Raw genomic sequence first — 18,022 nt, forward strand, 5'->3', positions numbered from 1 at the left:
AGGATTAAGTGAGGTCGGGAATGGATTTGAACCACTGTGAAAGGTATTGCGTACCCTTGTCTGACCACTCGACCACCCGACCATTTTTTTATAACAAGGCGAACAGATTTAGTCTACCTTGTCCGTTACTTCCACCAATAGTAATAATTATGGTTGCCATCATACTCAAAACCGCAACGTGGATAGAGTTTATTACCGATGTCGTTTGTCTTTTCGGTTTCAAGCATCAATCCGCAGGCTCCTGTTTCATCACACCATTGCTTTGCTCTGTCTATTAATGCTACCGAAAGCCCTTGTCCTCTATAATCAGGATGCACAAACAAATCGCTCAACAACCACTGTTTTTGTAATTTAATGTAATGATAGAGTTTGTACAACTGGACAAACCCCACCGCTTTGCCGTCTGCGTACACGACAAAAATATTCGATTGGTCGTTGTCTAATCGTTCTTTGATAAATTGTTTACATTTTTCTAAATCGTCTGCTTGGCGATAAAAAATGCGATAAAGGTTGAACAGCTCCGATGCTGTGTCCAAGTCTTCAAGATTGGCTTTTTTGATTTCGTAATTCATTTATAATTTGTATATAAGAAATTAATTGACTTGAATCAAGATTAGCCTGAAAGATTTTCCTTCAGGCTTAATCTTTTTTACTTTAAATCTTCGATAGAAGCTCCAAAGTTGATGTGTAATACATTCCCGTTAGATAGTACCAATGCCGGAACGGATTGTACACCTGCCACTTCTGCATCCTTTACTTTGGCTTTATCTTCTCCCAAATGAATTACTTCTACCTGGTTCTCTGGAATGAAACTTAAAATATCCTGTTCTGCACTTACACATACAGGGCAACCTGCGTGATAAAAAATTGCTTTTGTCATTTTGCTTTGTTTTTAGCGATTTAACTTTGATAAACTTCGTTTTCTATGGCGGAAAGGATGCGATCCAGTTCCGCTATTTCATTTTGACTAAGTGGTTGAATGGGACTTTTAAAACCTCCACCGCCTACACCCAACAAATCCAGACCTGCTTTAATGGAACGTGGCAACCCTTTGGCTACAATGAATTTCAACAGATCAACTTGTTTGTAGAATACGGTTCTCGCTTTCTCCAGATCATTTTCCTGTATGGCATCATAGAGTGCCAAATTCAGCTCGGGTATCAGATTGGGAGCAGCTGTACACCAGCCTCTTGCTCCGGCAGAAAATGCGGCTAATGCCAGCGGATTGGAGCCGTTGAAAAATGCGACCTCTTCGCCCAATTCCTTTCTCAGGTAGTGCATACGCTGTATATCGCCTGTACTTTCCTTTATCATCGTTACGTTCGGGATTTCCAGTAAACGCTTCAGTAATGTAGGTGACATATCCACACCACCTGTAGCCGGATTGTTGTACGCCATAATAGGAATAGCAATTTTGGAGGCTACTGTATCATAGTGTTTCACAATTTCATCATCGGTTAGTTTCCAATAACTCATCGGGATGATCATTACGGCTGTAGCACCTGCTTTTTCAGCAAATTTTGCGTGATAAACGGTTCGCTCGGTTGTAAGGTTTGAAACGCCTACCAATGTCGGTACTCTTCCTGCCACCTGTTGCATCGTTGCCTCGGTTATGGCCTCTTTTTCGGTATCATTCAGGTAAGGCATTACACCTGTACTTCCAAGCGGAGCAATACCGTGGGCACCGGTGGCGACCAACCGTTCCACTTGTTTTTTGAACAAGGGAATATCTATCTGCTCATTGTCGTCAAAGGGTGTAATCGGATAGGCAATCACACCTTTAAATGGTACGTTATTCATTTTGTAATCTTATTTTAAAGGTTAAAAATCTCTGCCCTCTTCCTCACGTAATGCTACGCCAAGGTTTTGAAGTTGAGGGGCATTTTCGCAAGCGATGTATTTGGCCGGTTCGCTCTCGCTCAAATTCTGGTGCTGATGCCATGCCCAGGACGGAATGTAAACTGCATCACCTGCTTCCCATTCTACGATCTCATCTTCTACTTTTGTCCAACCCTTACCTTCGAGTACATACAAAACGGTTTCATAGGTGTGGCGGTGCAGGTGTGTTTTTTGTCCGGGCAATAAACCACCGATGGTCATACTTACATTTTTACTCGGCAGGTCAACGAAGAACACCGGGTGTTTTCTTTCCTCCGAAAATTGGTTGTGTACACCTGCATTTTCAACGTTTTTGTGAATAACGTGAGAAGGCTTTACGTAGGTTGGCCTGGCAAAGGTCTGATGAAAATCTTTTGAGCTAAATTGCTTTTGCTCAGCGTGGATTGATTTCTTTACGGCTTCTGCTGTTTCTAATTTTGACATAACTGATTTTTTATAGTTCTGTTGCATTATTGCACTACAAAAGTATCGTATCTTTGGACTGTCATAGTGATACAGTTTTTATAAAAACAGATAGTCCAGATGTTACGAGATTGGAAGTTTGAAATACAGTTAGATGAAAAATCAGATAAAGCCATTTATCTGCAAATTGCCGATGCCCTTATAAAAGATATCCACTCGGGTAGGCTAAAGACCGGAGACGCTTTACCGGGGAGCAGAAATCTTGCCCAACTTTTAAAAGTCAATCGGAACACGGTTGTAGAAGCCCTTAATGTCTTGCTGATTGAAGGTTGGCTGGTTTCCACAGAAAGGCAGGGTACGTTTGTTGCCGATACATTACCCGGTTTTAAAGAAGTGCAATATAACCAGCACATACCTGCGAGCTCAGATAGTATAAAGAGTAAGCATTATTATTTACAGTTTGACGACGGGCATCCAGACAGTAAAATTGCACCTATTACGGAACTGGCAAGGGCTTACCGTCAAATTTTCAACCAAAAAGCAAAATGGCAGATGATGGGTTATGGCAATGAATATGGTGATCTTGAATTTCGAAAAGCCATTGTTCAAATGCTCAATCATCAAAGAGGGATGCAGATAAACGAACAAAATATCTGTATCACTCGGGGGAGTCAAATGGCCATGTATCTGATCGCTCAATGTCTGTTTACCAAAGGGGATTATGTGATGATAGAGAACCCGGGATACAAACCCGCATGGAAAGCATTTGAACATGCAGGGGCAAAACTGTTGCCTGTAAGTGTGGATAAGGACGGATTGCTGATCGACGATGTGATAACTTATCTAAAATCCGGCAAAAAAATAAAGGCAATTTATGTTACACCTCATCATCAATATCCAACTACAGTAACATTGAGCCTAAAAAGAAGACTGGAACTGATAAAACTTTCCAACAAATATAGTTTCACGATTATAGAAGATGATTACGATAATGAGTTTCATTTCGGGTATCGCCCGGTATTGCCTTTGTCGAGCTTTACAGAACTAAAAAACTACGTTTACATTGGAACAATGAGCAAAGTGGTTGCACCTGCTCTACGTATCGGCTATTTGGCAAGCAACGACATCACTTTGATTGAAAAGGTAGGTAGTTTACGAAAAATTATTGATGTACAGGGCGATAGCATTATGGAACAGGCTGTTTTGCAACTGATTAAAGACGGAATAATTAAAAGACATATCAAAAAAGCAACAAATTACTATAGAGCCAAAAGAGATTTGGCAACTAACCTGCTGAAAAAATACCTTAAAGACAAAGCTACATATACCATTCCGGAAGGCGGTTTGGCATTTTGGGTCGTTCCTAATAAGAAAATGGATTGGTTACATATTTCCAAGAAACTAGAAAATAAGGGCATTAAAATCATTACGCCCGATACGTATAGCTTTAATGAGTGTATAAACGGTATTAGATTGGGCTATGGCTCGCTTTCTGAAAAGGATTTGGAAGAAGGGATTATGGCATTAGCAAAAATGCTATGATCTTCAGATTGGATTACCAAGATTGATTAGCATTACTTATCATTCCACGGCTGGGCAGATGTTAAGTCTTTGGATTTCCATTCTTCCAAAATGGTCATTGCACTTTTATCGGGAACGTATAAGAAATTAATCTTACGTTCTTTGGCATTTTTTCGCAACTCATCAAATATAAATGTGTCATCAAATCCAACTTTAGAAGCATCCGCATTGGTATTTGCGTAATACACTTTATTGATTTTTGCCCAATAAATAGCACCTAAACACATAGGGCAGGGCTCTAGCGTAGTGTACATTTGACATTCAGACAATTGAAGATTATTGATGTTCCTGCAAGCCCTTTCAATAGCAACCATTTCGCCGTGTGATGTAGGATTGACCCTCTCAAATATTTCATTATGTCCCTCTCCGATAATTTCGCCATTTCTGACAATCACGCAACCAATAGGAAGCCCTTTACCACTTTCGTATGCAATTTCTGAAAGCTCAATTGCTTTCAACATAAATTTAGGGTTATAGTCTGGGTCGATCGTTTCCTCCATTGTTTCCTCATTTGAATGGCAAATTTATTCAATCTATCCGGTTAATCTATATAGTTATCAACGCTAATTATCCTTTAAAACTATCCTTGCGGTATCAAATGCTGTAAATCAGGATCGTTCTTGATACGCTCTAATTCATTTTTGACAATGTTCAGGATATCTGATTTTATCTGTTTGTAGTTACCCTCAATTTCCTGTTTTATCTTATCCTCGCCCTGCTCATTTACAAAAGATAGGATTTGCGGTATCTGCTGATAGGCTTTGGTTTCAACTGCTATCTTTTCGTTATCTACTACGATTTCAGCGTGGAAGATTTTCTGGTCGATACGCTCATCAAAGTTATCCGATACCGAACCTACAAACATACCCTGTGTCAAAGTTGAGATTTTCGATGCAGGTATAAGGCTGTCTAACTGTGTGGAGATAGATGTAGATTTATCGTTGCGGTTAATGGTCATACTTTGGCGTTTCTGCAATACTTTACCAAAGCGTTCCAATAATCATTAAAGGTGTTGACAGAAAGTTCGGTTGCTAAACGTGAGCCATTCCAATTTGCTTTGGAATTATATTCTATAAATATGATGCCGTTCCTGCGTACTACAACATTGATGTCATGCTCAGCTAATTCCTTTTTTAAGTTTCTGTTTGTCACTCGTATTTTTTTGCGTTAAATTAAAAGTAGATTTTAAGGTCTGTTTGGTTTAACTGTTTTGGATTTTCTTTTCTCGTAACGATGAATATAGACAAATCTCATTTTTACAATATCTTTGCTTAACAGACTTTTATCAAAGAATGATAGAATTTATTTTTAAATTGTTTATCTATTCCTTTACTTTAATCAAAAAACTACTAAAATGAAAAAAATTCTCTTGGCATTTGCAGTAATTATATTAAGCAATAATTTATTCGGTCAGTTACAAATATCAAAGCCGATCCTCGGAGATAATAAATTTCAATCATCTTTAGATTCAATTGTCAGTAGAAGTGTTCAAAATTATTTTAAAGATTCTCTTGCCGTCGGAGTTTCTATTGGTATTATTCAAAATGGAAAGTCACACACTTACAATTATGGTGAGACCCAAAAGGGCTCATACGATTTGCCGAAATCGAATACTATATATGAAATTGGTTCAATCAGCAAAACCTTGACAGGAGTTTTACTAGCTCAGGCCGTTTTAGATAAGAAACTGAATCTATACGACGATATACGAAAGTATTTAGATGGAGATTATCCCAATCTTCAGTACCAAAATCATCCAATTAAAATAGTTCAGTTAAGCAATCATACCTCACGTATTCCGAGCAATACAGACAATATTGAAGACCAAAAACCTTTTGATATAACCAATCCATTCGCCAATTATACAGATGCGATGTTTGATGAAGGTTTACATAGCGTTGTACTTGATACTATTCCAGGAACAAAACAAACTTATTCTAACATGGGAGTAGCCCTTTTGGGCAAAATCATTGCTAAACAGTACAAAATGACTTATTTGGATGCTGTGAAAAAATATATACTTACACCTAACAACATGTCCGATACTAAAGTATCACTTACAGAAAAAGAATATAAAAGATTTGCTATCGGTTACAACAAAAAGGGAAAGCAAACATCTTACTGGGATTGTAAAGAATTTGTTCCTGCCGGAGGAATACGATCCACAGTCGATGATATGCTCAAATATGTTGAGTATAATTTAAAGGAAAATGCAGTCATAAGATTAGCACATCCAAAAACTTATGGAAGCAATCAAGACGGAAATGCCTTGGGGTGGGGTATAAATGAACTTAAAAAGAACGAATTGTTATTTTGGCACGAAGGTTCTACAGGTGGATTTACGGCTATGTGCGTTGTAATCCCATCAAAAAATTCAGGATTTATTATTCTTACAAATAGTAAAGCTGATCTGAGCTTACTAACAAGTAATCTGGTGAATTTTTTGAAATAATAAATTATAATCATTTTTGGGAGATAGGAATTGTACAAATTGAAAAGCATTTAATATTTTCCGGTGATATTTATTATGAATTAATAAAAAACGCTGTTTTGAGACTTTGCTTTGAAAAGTATTACACATTTACAAACCTCTCAATAAAAGAAACACCGCACTGGTTAAAGGAATAGAAAGCAAAGATTGAATAAAAAAAGACTCTTAAATTTTGCTAAATAAAAAAGAAAGCTCCTTTGAATTTGAGAACAATGACAAGTTACAAATGAAATTGATGCTTTGTAGCAACTTAGCATTCTTAAAACAAATATTTTTCGATATATAGATTTAGCATTTGCTTTTTGTAGTCGGTTAAACCATCCAAAACCATGGCTATTTCTTTAGTAAACTCTTTTTGTTTAGATGATTTTCGATATTCTCTTGCTAATTCAAGTCTGATTCTTTTTTTCAAAGATAAATTTCCGAAAGGATCAAAGTAAGAATCTATTCGGGAAAAATCTTTTACACCGGTCCAGCTAAATTTTTCGTTATTTACTTGCTCTAAAAGTGAAAGATATTCAGAAATGCACTGTTTGGATGAAAGAACATTGGTAAAGGATGCATTTTTAATGGTGAAAAATTGTTTTTCGACTGTATTCGTATCTTTCAAAGATTGAAATGCAAAATCAATTAGTTTTTTGTTCACTTTCTTTAGTTGATGTTGCATTCCCAATAAATTAAACGATAGAATAGCATAAGCATCTTCTGGTAAAAAATGACTCCTTATATCTTCATCAGTTATTGCCCCAAAAGTGTTTGGTTGAATGATTTCATATCCATTCTCTTTCAGGTTTTTTTCAATATCGTTTTTGTGAAAAGCTCCAATCACTACCAATATGGTGTCTGATTGAGAATGATTTTCGAGTACTTTTTGTATTCGCTTGGATTGTAGAAAAGTGCGATATAAAAATAATCTTCGCGGAAAATCAAATGCATTTTTTTCGGGATGATTTGTGTACCAGGCGGCGATACTGTCTATATATTTTTTGTGGTCTGCAAAATAAAATTCCGCTTCAAAATCATTTTCTTCTGTAAATGTGGTAAAACCAAGAAAGCCGTTTTTTTGTCTCGTAAATTTCGGAATTTCTAAATCTTTAAGTCCAAAAGCAAGATCTAGATCTTGGTCAGAAGGCAGCCAATCAATCGGATGTAGAGGAATTTTGTTTTTTTGGGCATAAGGAATTATTGTGTATTGCTGTTCGTATGTAAATTCATAAAAATCATTCCTGGAAAATTCTTCGGGTGATCTTTCAATACAGATAGCAGAAGGATTTACTTTATCTATAAATGCTCTTATGGCCGCAGGTTGCTGATTATAATTGATTAGCTGTGTAGAATGGCCAACTCCCAGTATTACAACTTTTGCTTTTTGAGCGTATGACAATTGAACTGCTATAAGAAAGCAGAATATCAGTACTATTTTTACTCTCATTTTTAACTTTTTTTACTTATTATTTTAAACTTAACGTCTCCATTGTTTCAAGAATTTCTTCCCTTCATTTAATTCAGGAACGTGTTTTACCGGCATCATCTCCCATGATACCTCTAAAAAATTCATCCCTGTAGAAATTGCCAATAGCGATTTCATATTTTTGGATGTAAATATCATTGTTGTCGAACGAATCAATTTTTTCTTTGTTGACGATAAATGAACGATTGACCCGCAGGAAAACTTCCTTGGGAAGCCATTCATAAATATTCTTGATGGTCATTCGCGTGATAATCCGGCTATTTTCCATCTGAATGATAATATAATCCTTAAGCCCTTCGATAAAGAGAATGCTTGCGAGATTTATTTTGTGAAATCTTCGGTCCGATTTCACGAAAATATAGTCGTCGGTCCCTTTTTCTAAACTTTTATTTTCTTCACCCATAAGCAAAGCATGATAGGTGATCGCTTTATCTACCGCTTTACGAAAACGAGCTGTATCAATAGGTTTCACCAAATAATCGACAGCATCCAAGTCATAGCTATCCACCGCATATTCGGAATAGGCCGTAGTGAAAATAACCAACGTGGTTTTGGGAATTGTTCGTGCAAACTCGATTCCATTGATGCCCGGCATATTGATGTCCAGAAAAATCAAGTCAACCTGCTTGTCCTGCAAAAAGACCGCTGCTGATTTCGCACTATTAAATGTGTCCAGCAATTTTAATTGTGGAATCGCACTTACGTTTTTGGCAATCCCTTTTCGTGCGATAGGTTCATCGTCGACTATAATACATTTCATACTTTCACAGTTAATTTTACGGTGTAAATTTGCTCCGTTTCATTTTTCTCCAAACGATACCTGTTCGCGTAAAGCAGATCCAATCTGCGAACGATATTGTTTAAACCAAGACCACCGGTTTGTTTCGGTTTTGAAAACAATGGCTTTGAATTCTCACATACAAAGATCAGCATATCATTTTCTTGCCTGAAAATCAATTTGACATAGGACGAGGCGTTGCTATCGAGATTATGCTTTACAGCGTTCTCCACAAAAGGAATGAAAAGCAAGGGAGCGACTTCAACGGTATCTAAATCTCCCTGGGTTTCTATACTAAAATCAAATTCATCACGCCGTATTTTTTCCAGATCCAGGTAATCCGACAACAAGCGAATATCATCCTTAAGATTCACTTTTTCTCTATGGCTATCTTGCCATTGATACATGAGCAGATCATCCAATTTGGTTAAAATTTGAGTAGCCAATTTAGGTTCATCTTCAATCAATATATTCGCATTATTGATGGTGTTAAACAAGAAATGAGGATTGATCTGACTTTTCAGAAACTGGAGTTGCGACTCGGTTGTTGATTTTTGCAGTTCCTTCTCCCTGAAATGACTTTGCATGAGCGGCTTGAACAACAAAAGTGCCGACATTCCCAGCATAAATAGCAGGATCGCGGAAAATGATGAGGTGATACTCAGAAAAATGGCTACTGAACCGGGGTGCTGGCGACTAACAGCGATGTCGTAAAATAAATCTTGCAGGATTACCATTATTATCATCGAGACAACCGTAAATAGCAGTAGAGCTATCGTGTATTGCAAGATTCTGCCGTTGGTCATAAAATAAGGAAACAGCACATATACATTGCCATAGACCAACATGCCCATGAATAAATAGTAGGCGGCCCATCCACAAAAGCGGTTAAACGACAAGTTTAGGGTATCAGGTGCATCAAAAAATACACCGATGCTGATCAAGAAGATCAAAAGCTGCAAAGCCATGTGCCGATGCAAACGATATCTATGATCGGTCAAAAAAGAAATGCCTTTATTTTGTTCTTCTGTTAATTCCATCATCATAAAGTCAATTGAAGTTGTACATTTCCTGTTTGTGATTTTAATTGATAAACTTGAGGATGCAGCCTATCAAATTTATTCTTTAGACCGGCCAGGTCCGTATCGGTCAAACAGCATTTTTCTGCGAAGGCACAATCAACGTTCAAGTGTTGGTCTTTTGTTTCCATTGCTATCCGAAGATGAGAGATGGATTGTTTTTCGACTAAAGCTTGCACCAGCACGATCAGCAACAAAGGAGTGATCAAGTATTGATTGGTTTGCCCTTTTATAACCAGTGAATAATCGAAATGACGATCAACTATCAACTGATATAACTTCAAAAAATCGGATATAAAATGTATTTCTGACTGAAGGATTACCTTTTCTCTATCGCAATCGTACAATTGATACCGTAAAAGTTGACCAAGCTGCATCAAAATAGTTGAAGATATTTTGGGTTGCGTCGCAGCCAAGGCAGATGCTTTTTGCAAAGCTTCGGATAACAATACGGGAGAAACCTGTCCTTTGAGTTTGTTCACTTCCGCTTCCAGAAATTGATGTTCCAATGCGATGATTTGCTCCTTTTTCTGAGTCCAGGTACGAAACAATTCGATGGCTGACATACTCCAAAAGCAGACGATCGTGATCACGGATGAAGACAGGTTGTCGACGAAAACAAGAGGATTCTGGTAGGATCGTATCCGATGTGTCAATCCTAAAAACGTTCGTATTTTATATTCCAAAAAGACATTGGCAAACAGTAATGCAAAAACGCAAACGATGAGTAAGATGAGGTAAATGGTATATTTTTCCCGAACCAAAAATCGTGGGATCAACACAAAATAATTAACATACGTCGCCAAAAGATAGGTAGAAAACGAAGCCAGACAGATCCAATAAATCTTAGGCCCCAAATAGATGATATCCTTTTGATAAGCTATAAAAACCTGGTTAAAGGTAATGATGCCCAAAGTGATAATGAAGCATAAATGCCGCCACAATCTAAAATTTGGATCTACGATAAAACGATACATTGGACTATCTTTCATTGGTTTTCTACAATGGCTATAAAATTACATTAAAAATCAATTCTATATAAAACATTGAATATTGAAGTGGCCTGTTTTTTTGCTTCAAAGGCGTGGGTATTAAGATTGTAGGCATGTCCGTAATATTCCTTTGCGCCGGTTGCATTCAGCCATTTTATAGCGAATTCGTGCGAACGTTTTGATCGGTTCATTCGGTACGTGATGGTATAATTGGCTACAAAAAAAGGATCGAACTGCTTGGCATACGCCTGGGTTTCATCGTATTGTGTCTCTCTGTCAGTATGCATAAAAGAGGAAGCCTCATCTACAGGCGAATATCGTTGACCTCCCTGTAAGGTTAATTTCAAATTGACACCCAATAGATCTCTTTTTTTACTGCCCATTGTCCATTCTTTACCTGCCAGTCCATTAATAATAAACCGATTGTTGTATTTCGTATTATACCAAATACCATCGCCGCCTTTATACTTTGAATCGAAAACGGATGCCGTCAACAAATAATAAAAACCCTTATTCAGATATTTTTCCAAAGTTACATCCACGCCGATATTACGTCCCTTTCCTTTATTCACCAAAGCATCTTCTACATAAAACAAACTGCGGTTGAGCACGGAATAAGAACTATCCGCAATAACGGGAACATTGAACAAATATTGAAAATAAGGCTCTACCTTCAGGTTCAAATTTTCATTGATCTTATGGTTGTACGACATCGAAAGATGATGAGTTTTGGTAAAATCAAGATCTTTGTTGAGTGGCTGCCCGGTAAGTTTATCCTGCACAAAATATACATCCAGCTTTTCCATTCGGCTGTGTAAGCCATATGCCATGGCAAAAGATGTTTTTGATGAAGATTGCCATTTGAGGGAAGCCCGGGGTTCTAATACCCAGCTGTTATTCAATGTAAGGAGTTGGGAGTTGATGCCCAAAGTGGCCGTCAGGTTCGGATTCAATCGGAACAAAGAACTACTGTACACTGCAATCAGATTGGTATTTCCTTTTCCTTGGGACAGCGTCTGTAAGGGTTCGCCAATGCCCGGGGCCAGTTCCAAATGCATATCGTAGCGCATATTGGTCAGGGTAAATCCTGTTTTATTGACATGCCAATCGTTATACTTTTTGTCGAACGACGACGTAAGGATCAGGTTGTTAAAGCGACTGTCCAGATCCAAATGCGGTATCGTGTTCGGGGAATTATCATAATACTGTTCTTTTGCATCGTTTTGGGAAAAAGTGGAAGCCAATGTGGTGCGTAGTATGCCACCGCCATCAAAATAAAAAAGATGGTTGATGCCCGCTGCTGCCGAGGTTTGTTGCATTTCGGAGTGTTTCCCGTCATCGCTGTATGTCCAGTCAGCTTCGTCTTCTTTCTTTGTGTTGAACTTGTCGATCAATCCGGTTCCCCAAATGGAAAACATACCGCTTTTTTGGGTAGGAAAGTTCAGTTTAAAATTCAAGTCCTGATAATCCAGCAATTGATTTTTTTGATCGCCACCGCCCAATTTGTGCATCAGCCCCGTGGTCGAATATCTATAATTGAACAGGTAGGAAGCATTACTTTGGGGGCTAAACGGACCTTCGGAGGCAAAATCCAGGCCCAAGAGGCCCAATTGAACGGTATGTTCGTAATTGCGGTTGTTTCCATTTCTCATTTTCATATCGAACACCCCCGAAACGGCATTGTTGTATTCGGCAGGAAATGCACTATTATAAAAATCGGAACGCCCCAACACATTTGCACTCAACGAGGAGAGGATACCTCCGCCCAAAGTGGCAATGTCGGCAAAGTGATTCGGGTTTGGGATTTCCACACCCTCCAACCGCCACTGCAACAAGCTGGGAGCATTGCCGTGAACCGAGATCCCATTGTTGCCCAAACTCGGCGAAATGCCGGCAAAAGCGCTTACCAAACGGGCGGGATCGTCCATTCCGCCTGCGAACCGACGGGCTTCTTCCATACGCAAAGGGTGAGCGCCTGTCAGAGCCATTTTGTTCAAAACCTGATCTTTGTTGGTACGGGGCGTTACGACAATTTCGTCCAATACGATCGTGTTCGGGTTCATTCCGATTTCGAGAAACACTTCTTTGGTAGAATTCAGGAGCACTTCATTTATAAGTACAGGTTCATAGCCAACTCGTGTAGCTTGGACAGTATAACGGCCCACCGGTATGTTCTGTAGTACGAATTGTCCTTTATCACCGGATGTTCCCTGCGCATTCGGATATTCGAGAACAGAAAGCGAAACCGAAGTTAGCGTTTCGCCCGACAAATAATCGGTAACAATCCCTCTTATATTTTGTGTGGTTTGTTGGCCGTAAACAGCGCTGGAGAGAAAAAGCCCTACAAGAAGAACCGACATTCCGTTTTTTATCCGGCTCATCATTTTATAGGCCAAAAGGAAAAGGCTGCGTATTCCTTTTCTCTGGGCCAACTCGTCTTTTAGGACACTTTCCAGCGCATCCAATACTTTTTCACAATCCGAACTACTAACCTGTGATCGTTCAGACACTTTTGATATGGTCTCTTTTCTGTTCATTTTCTATTGATCTAATTGATGCCGTAAAATTAGAAGACATCAAAAGGGAGGATAGAAATATGAGACAGAAGCACGGTTTTCTGCGACAGAAAGTATTAGAAATACGTTTCGATAGTGAGAGGTACTTTAGAAATGCACTTCTTTTAGGCAAATTGCTATAAAAATTATAGATTATGTTTTCGAAGCATTATCAAATGTAAATCTCACTTACAATTTATACGCTGACAAGATTTTACTTATACGACAAGTTTCCGATTGCCATTTTTCTAATTTACTTTATTTCCTTAGTATATAAATGTTGCTTTCCTTTTTACTGAAACCCAACTTTTCATACAAACTGATGGCCGCAGTTCGGTGCTCTTCGGTAAAAAGCAAGACTTCACTTAGTTGTTTCTCGTTTGAGATAGACAGCAATTTTTCTATAAGCTTCAACCCAATTCCCATTCCACGACAATTCTCATCAACAATCACATCTTCAATCCAGCCTTTGTTCCCCGAAATCACTTTATAGATCGCCATGGAGGCGATTCCTACGATTCGATCCCCTATGAAACATCCAACCAATGTAACCGGGTTGTCCTCCATTAAAATCTCATCCAGTTTCAACTGTTTTTTGTTAGGACTAAGTTGCTTAAATAGCGTAAAAACCTGATCCTGAAAATTTGCAGTAAGACTGCTTTTATATAAAATTTCAATTCGCATTATTCTATATCTTTTAATTTAACAACTGCTTCTGCTTGTAGGTCTTCTGTTAAGTTCAGTGTTTTCCCGAGCTTTTGCGACGCATTTATGAAGGAAATGAAAACACATAATTCCGAAATTTCTTCATCCGAAAAATATTCCTTAAGCATGTCAAAATGTGCAACCGAGATAGAACGGTGGTCTATGCAAAACAATTCTGCAAAAGAAGCCGCCGTAGAGATTTTTAGCTGCGATTCGTCAAAATCAGGTTTTCCGCCTTTTACCATGCAGTATTCACAACCATTTCCAAAAGCCATTGTTCTACGAACCTGCTCTAACAAATCCGGGTCCAGCAACGTTTTCTTCCATAAGGTTTCCTCCAGATCGTTCCACTTTTTAAGAAAATCGGTATTGTGTCCAATAAGTTTTTCAAATGGAGTGTTTCCTATGTTAGAAAATTTGATTCGTGCCATATTATTTATTTATATCACAAATTTCAATATTTTAAAAAACATCACAAAGCGAAATTAATGGAATTATTCATTAATTTTGATTGATTTAATTGCTAAAATGTAATTTTTAAATGAAAATAATTTTAGATGATTTTGACCACAAAATCCTTCGGATCCTAAGCCAGAATTCGAGGCTTAGTTATGCCGAAATTGGAAGGCTGATTTCGCTGTCACAATCTGCTACAAAAGAGCGCGTGATGAATTTGGTAGATAATGGGATCATACGCCAGTTCAGCGTGGAGATAGACCATCAGAAATTAGGTTATGATCTGAAAGTGCTGATCAGTATGAAATTTAAAAATGATGATTTCAGAAAATTTACGGCAGATTTGGAAAAATTTCCGGAAGTTGTCAATTGCAAAAGAGTAACGGGCGAATATTGCCTGATTACCGAATGTATCTTACGGGACAGTTCTCACCTTGAAAACCTCATAGACAGACTTATTCCCTATGGAATCCCAACGACATCCATTCAGCTTTCAGAAATAAACCGGCAGAAAATTTAAAACCGAAGAAAAAGACTAAAAAGGTAATATATATGAAGTATCGCTCAGCCTTTTAATGATTTTCTTGCCACATGCTTTTCGGTACAGGAAAGAAACCCCGCCACTGACTCCGGATAGGTCAATATCATGGAGTGTTTCCGGATCTAAGCCTAACCACATCACATTGAAGATGCTCAGGGTATCGCCATGGGAAACAAGGATGATATTTTCCTCATCATTTGACATGATTTCATTGTAGAAAGGTAGTAATCTGTTCCAAACATCAAATCTGGATTCTGCATCGCTAAAACACTTGTCGTAGATTGTTTTTTCTTCGTTCTCAATATTGTCTTTCAGCCATTGGACAGATTTTCCGATAGCCTTGCCAAGACTTCTCTCTTTTAGAGCATGGCTCAGCTTGGGCGTGCTATGTAATTCTTTCCCAAGAATCTCGGCAGTTTTTCTTGTCCTTTTGAGAGGTGATGAATAGATTGCGTATTGGATGTCCTGAACTTCTTTCTTGATGTTGAGCGCTATGTTTTCTGCCTGCCGAATTCCCTTTTCAGTCAGTTCCCAGTCAGTCCATGAGCCGATCATACCATTTGTATGATGAATGGATTCAGGGTGTTGTATGGTAATGATGTTTTTATTTAAAAGCATTGACTTATTGTTTAAAAGAAAATTAGAATGATAAGCAATTTTTTTAGGTTAGATAAATTTTCAAGCGTACAATATCAACAGATTTCAGATTATGTCCTTGCTCAATCGTGTAGAAAATTTCTTTGCCCGATTTTTGCACCTTACTTTTTTAAAGTCGTTGATCGTTCCGCCATCAGACTGTTGTCCACCGGAAAATGCAAAGGTTCTGGTCTCCTTTAATTTTTCCACGTTATCTGATACTCCTGTAACACTTGTTTTCATCTCACTCTGAAAGGGATTGTCCCAGAATATTTTTCGTACTGAAATTGTTAGATTGTTAATTAAACCTGATCAAAGCCATCTGTTCCTGAATTTAGAAAAAATCTCAGGCATTAAAAATATCTTTTATAAAAATCATATAAGTCGTTGATATTGCTATCACATAGCATAGGTATTGCTTTCTTCAGAAGCTCTTCATCCCAATTCCACCACTGCATTTTCAGGAGCTTATTAATATGTTCCTCGGAAAATCTTTTCTTTATCTGTTTTGCGGGATTACCACCGACAATTGTATAAGGTGAAACATCTTTGGTGATCAAGGCTCTGCTGCCAATTACTGCTCCGTCTCCAATCGTAATTCCGGGCATAATCATGGCTTCACTGCCAATCCATACATCATTGCCTACGACTGTATCACCTGCTTTTTCAAATCCATCCGTGGCTCGTTTAAAAATGTCCAATTCCGACATATAAAAAAAGGGGAAGGTGGATATCCAATCATGTCGATGGCCTTGGTTTCCTGCCATTATAAAACTTACGCCACTGCCTATTGAACAAAAGGAGCCGATAATCAGCTTGTCTACATCTTCCCTGTCAGGCATGAGATATCTTGCACAATCATCAAACGAATGCCCGTGATAGTATCCTGAATAATAAGAATATTTACCTGCGATTATATTTGTATTTTTAATATGATCCTTTATGATTTTTCCCTTGAAAGGACTTTCGAAGAAATTTTCCATTTAAATACGTAATTGTTTTAATGATACAAAAGTAAAAAACATAGGATTATCTTCTCGTTTCTTACTCGATATCATGCATCAGTTCCTGAAACCTATCCACAAAAAGTCCTACGTGGAAGCCGTCCATTAATCCGTGATGTGCATGTATAGAAACAGGCATTGTTTTTATTCCATTATATTCAATAACTTTTCCAAAAGATACTTTAGGCGAACTGTCGGGAAAGGAAAAACTTCTGGCGTGCGAAAGGGCTGTAAAGTTTACCCAGGGAATTGCTGAAAAATGTATGACGTTTTCTCCTGAAACTGCAGGGATTAAATCATTAGACTGCTGTACGCTGTCAATCTCTTTCAAAGCCCCTGTATAAAAATCGTTTTCGTTCTGACAATAATCCATATAGGCGAAGCCAAAAGTGCCGTCTGGTCTGTTGATGGTAGGCGAAGCATTTATATAGTCAAAGAGATACACCTGCTTGTCAATAATTCTGTATCGAAAATTTTCTGTTTCATTGGCTGCTTTTAATGCTCTGAATAAATAATACAGAAAAAATGAATTGCCCTTTTGCTTTGCAATTTTATATGCCTGCGTGCAATTTATATTTACCGTAACGCCAAAAAACGATTCTTCAAATCGGGAGAAAAACAAAAATTGTTCTTTTCTATTCCATTGTTCAGCATCTATCAATGTTTTCATTTCTATAAATAATTTAGAATGCTGTCAATGCTTTTCAGTTCGACAAAATTATTGTGTTGTAGCTGGTGCTCGTGTCTTTCGTGTAACCACGTGGTATGATAGGGAATGTGTCCACCATATCCGCCCAACTCCAAAACAGGTAGTATATCCGATTTAATGGAATTGCCCAACATCAGGAAATTTTCAGGTTTGCAGTCCAAATGTTTTAACAGCTTTTGATAATCACTAACCTTTTTGTCGCTCATTATTTCAATATGATGAAAATAGGGTTCCAATCCTGAATTTTTCAGTTTCCGTTCCTGATCCAGCAAATCGCCTTTAGTCGCTACGATCAATCTGTAATTGCCTTTCAGCTTATCCAAAGTTTCGGATACGCCGGATAGTAATTCGATGGGTTTTAGCAAAAGTTCCTGCCCAATGGCTATGATTTTATCAATCAGTTCCAACGAAACGGTACGGTTGGAAATCCTGCTTGCGGTTTCAACCATACACAATACAAAACCTTTTACTCCATAGCCGTAGAGATGCAAGTTCTTCATTTCGGTTTTAAACAATTCCTGCGATACAGCATGTTGGGGCAGGTAATTTTCAAGTAATGTGCAGAATTGTTTTTCTGCTTCCTGAAAATAGGGTTCATTCACCCACAACGTATCATCTGCATCAAATGCTATAACTTTAATTTTTTCTTTCATTTTTATTTTATATTTTTCATGTGCAAAATTGATTTAAAAATATAATCAAGAAAAGGACATTTGTCCCAAG

20 protein-coding genes, 1 tRNA gene and 1 pseudogene are annotated in these 18,022 nt (G+C 37.9%); 3 read left to right on the forward strand and 19 right to left on the reverse strand.

Annotation, left to right across the window (positions count from 1 at the left end; all coding sequences use genetic code 11):
- Positions 1-11: 11 nt before the first annotated feature.
- The 5 genes from ACUSJC_RS00625 to ACUSJC_RS00645 all read right to left on the reverse strand — a co-directional run bounded on the left by ACUSJC_RS00625 (position 12) and on the right by ACUSJC_RS00645 (position 2,322).
- A tRNA-Cys gene (locus tag ACUSJC_RS00625) sits at positions 12-82 on the reverse strand.
- Between the two features lie 43 nt (positions 83-125).
- On the reverse strand, positions 126-572 hold the full coding sequence (locus tag ACUSJC_RS00630; protein WP_449267615.1) for a GNAT family N-acetyltransferase: 447 nt from the start codon (positions 570-572) through the stop codon (positions 126-128).
- Positions 573-649: 77 nt separating this feature from the next.
- Positions 650-880, reverse strand: a complete 231-nt coding sequence (locus tag ACUSJC_RS00635) for a thioredoxin family protein (RefSeq protein ID WP_163490640.1) — start codon at positions 878-880, stop codon at positions 650-652.
- A gap of 20 nt (positions 881-900) precedes the next feature.
- Positions 901-1,800, reverse strand: a complete 900-nt coding sequence (locus ACUSJC_RS00640) for a dihydrodipicolinate synthase family protein (protein ID WP_449267616.1) — start codon at positions 1,798-1,800, stop codon at positions 901-903.
- Positions 1,801-1,821: 21 nt separating this feature from the next.
- Positions 1,822-2,322, reverse strand: coding sequence for a cupin domain-containing protein (locus ACUSJC_RS00645; protein WP_449267617.1), 501 nt, complete (start codon positions 2,320-2,322; stop codon positions 1,822-1,824).
- A 99-nt stretch (positions 2,323-2,421) separates the two neighbouring features.
- Between ACUSJC_RS00645 and pdxR the strand changes: the two genes are divergently transcribed.
- Entirely contained in the window at positions 2,422-3,843 is a 1,422-nt protein-coding gene (gene pdxR / locus ACUSJC_RS00650; RefSeq protein WP_449267618.1) for a MocR-like pyridoxine biosynthesis transcription factor PdxR, read from the forward strand.
- 32 nt (positions 3,844-3,875) lie between these two features.
- On the opposite strand, the gene ACUSJC_RS00655 is transcribed toward pdxR, so the two are convergent.
- The 3 genes and pseudogenes from ACUSJC_RS00655 to ACUSJC_RS00665 all read right to left on the reverse strand — a co-directional run bounded on the left by ACUSJC_RS00655 (position 3,876) and on the right by ACUSJC_RS00665 (position 5,034).
- On the reverse strand, positions 3,876-4,382 hold the full coding sequence (locus ACUSJC_RS00655; RefSeq protein ID WP_449267619.1) for a nucleoside deaminase: 507 nt from the start codon (positions 4,380-4,382) through the stop codon (positions 3,876-3,878).
- Positions 4,383-4,462: 80 nt separating this feature from the next.
- Positions 4,463-4,882 (reverse strand): annotated as a pseudogene (locus ACUSJC_RS00660) (conjugal transfer protein TraG); the annotation flags it as partial.
- Positions 4,837-5,034, reverse strand: a complete 198-nt coding sequence (locus ACUSJC_RS00665; RefSeq protein WP_449267620.1) for a hypothetical protein — start codon at positions 5,032-5,034, stop codon at positions 4,837-4,839. The pseudogene ACUSJC_RS00660 and the gene ACUSJC_RS00665, both read right to left, overlap by 46 nt.
- Before the next feature lie 202 nt (positions 5,035-5,236).
- Between ACUSJC_RS00665 and ACUSJC_RS00670 the strand changes: the two genes are divergently transcribed.
- Positions 5,237-6,334, forward strand: coding sequence for a serine hydrolase domain-containing protein (locus ACUSJC_RS00670; protein WP_449267621.1), 1,098 nt, complete (start codon positions 5,237-5,239; stop codon positions 6,332-6,334).
- 298 nt (positions 6,335-6,632) lie between these two features.
- On the opposite strand, the gene ACUSJC_RS00675 is transcribed toward ACUSJC_RS00670, so the two are convergent.
- The 7 genes from ACUSJC_RS00675 to ACUSJC_RS00705 form a co-directional block, all read right to left on the reverse strand.
- Positions 6,633-7,805 carry a hypothetical protein gene (locus ACUSJC_RS00675; protein WP_449267622.1) on the reverse strand — a complete coding sequence of 391 codons (1,173 nt, stop codon included), beginning with the start codon at positions 7,803-7,805 and terminating at the stop codon, positions 6,633-6,635.
- Positions 7,806-7,878: 73 nt separating this feature from the next.
- On the reverse strand, positions 7,879-8,604 hold the full coding sequence (locus tag ACUSJC_RS00680; protein WP_449267623.1) for a LytR/AlgR family response regulator transcription factor: 726 nt from the start codon (positions 8,602-8,604) through the stop codon (positions 7,879-7,881).
- Positions 8,601-9,668 carry a sensor histidine kinase gene (locus ACUSJC_RS00685; RefSeq protein ID WP_449267624.1) on the reverse strand — a complete coding sequence of 356 codons (1,068 nt, stop codon included), beginning with the start codon at positions 9,666-9,668 and terminating at the stop codon, positions 8,601-8,603. Before ACUSJC_RS00685 ends, ACUSJC_RS00680 begins: the two co-directional genes overlap by 4 nt.
- On the reverse strand, positions 9,665-10,693 hold the full coding sequence (locus ACUSJC_RS00690) for a histidine kinase (protein ID WP_449267625.1): 1,029 nt from the start codon (positions 10,691-10,693) through the stop codon (positions 9,665-9,667). Before ACUSJC_RS00690 ends, ACUSJC_RS00685 begins: the two co-directional genes overlap by 4 nt.
- 29 nt (positions 10,694-10,722) lie before the next feature.
- Positions 10,723-13,230, reverse strand: coding sequence for a carboxypeptidase regulatory-like domain-containing protein (locus ACUSJC_RS00695; protein ID WP_449267626.1), 2,508 nt, complete (start codon positions 13,228-13,230; stop codon positions 10,723-10,725).
- A gap of 276 nt (positions 13,231-13,506) precedes the next feature.
- Complete coding sequence (locus tag ACUSJC_RS00700) at positions 13,507-13,932, reverse strand: GNAT family N-acetyltransferase (protein ID WP_449267627.1); 426 nt, start codon at positions 13,930-13,932, stop codon at positions 13,507-13,509.
- Positions 13,932-14,384 carry a carboxymuconolactone decarboxylase family protein gene (locus ACUSJC_RS00705; protein WP_449267628.1) on the reverse strand — a complete coding sequence of 151 codons (453 nt, stop codon included), beginning with the start codon at positions 14,382-14,384 and terminating at the stop codon, positions 13,932-13,934. The genes ACUSJC_RS00700 and ACUSJC_RS00705 overlap by 1 nt, the downstream gene beginning before the upstream one ends.
- 110 nt (positions 14,385-14,494) lie before the next feature.
- Between ACUSJC_RS00705 and ACUSJC_RS00710 the strand changes: the two genes are divergently transcribed.
- Entirely contained in the window at positions 14,495-14,929 is a 435-nt protein-coding gene (locus tag ACUSJC_RS00710) for an Lrp/AsnC family transcriptional regulator (protein WP_449267629.1), read from the forward strand.
- Positions 14,930-14,944: 15 nt separating this feature from the next.
- Here the strand turns inward: ACUSJC_RS00710 and ACUSJC_RS00715 are convergent, their stop codons facing one another.
- The 4 genes from ACUSJC_RS00715 to ACUSJC_RS00730 form a co-directional block, all read right to left on the reverse strand.
- Complete coding sequence (locus ACUSJC_RS00715) at positions 14,945-15,568, reverse strand: histidine phosphatase family protein (RefSeq protein ID WP_449267630.1); 624 nt, start codon at positions 15,566-15,568, stop codon at positions 14,945-14,947.
- A gap of 371 nt (positions 15,569-15,939) precedes the next feature.
- A complete protein-coding gene (catB, locus tag ACUSJC_RS00720; RefSeq protein WP_449267631.1) occupies positions 15,940-16,569 on the reverse strand; it encodes a type B chloramphenicol O-acetyltransferase in 630 nt (209 codons plus the stop codon).
- A gap of 61 nt (positions 16,570-16,630) precedes the next feature.
- A complete protein-coding gene (locus ACUSJC_RS00725; protein ID WP_449267632.1) occupies positions 16,631-17,260 on the reverse strand; it encodes a CatA-like O-acetyltransferase in 630 nt (209 codons plus the stop codon).
- A gap of 2 nt (positions 17,261-17,262) precedes the next feature.
- On the reverse strand, positions 17,263-17,952 hold the full coding sequence (locus ACUSJC_RS00730; protein ID WP_449267633.1) for an HAD family hydrolase: 690 nt from the start codon (positions 17,950-17,952) through the stop codon (positions 17,263-17,265).
- Positions 17,953-18,022 lie beyond the last annotated feature (70 nt).

Source organism: Flavobacterium sp. U410 (assembly GCF_053570605.1).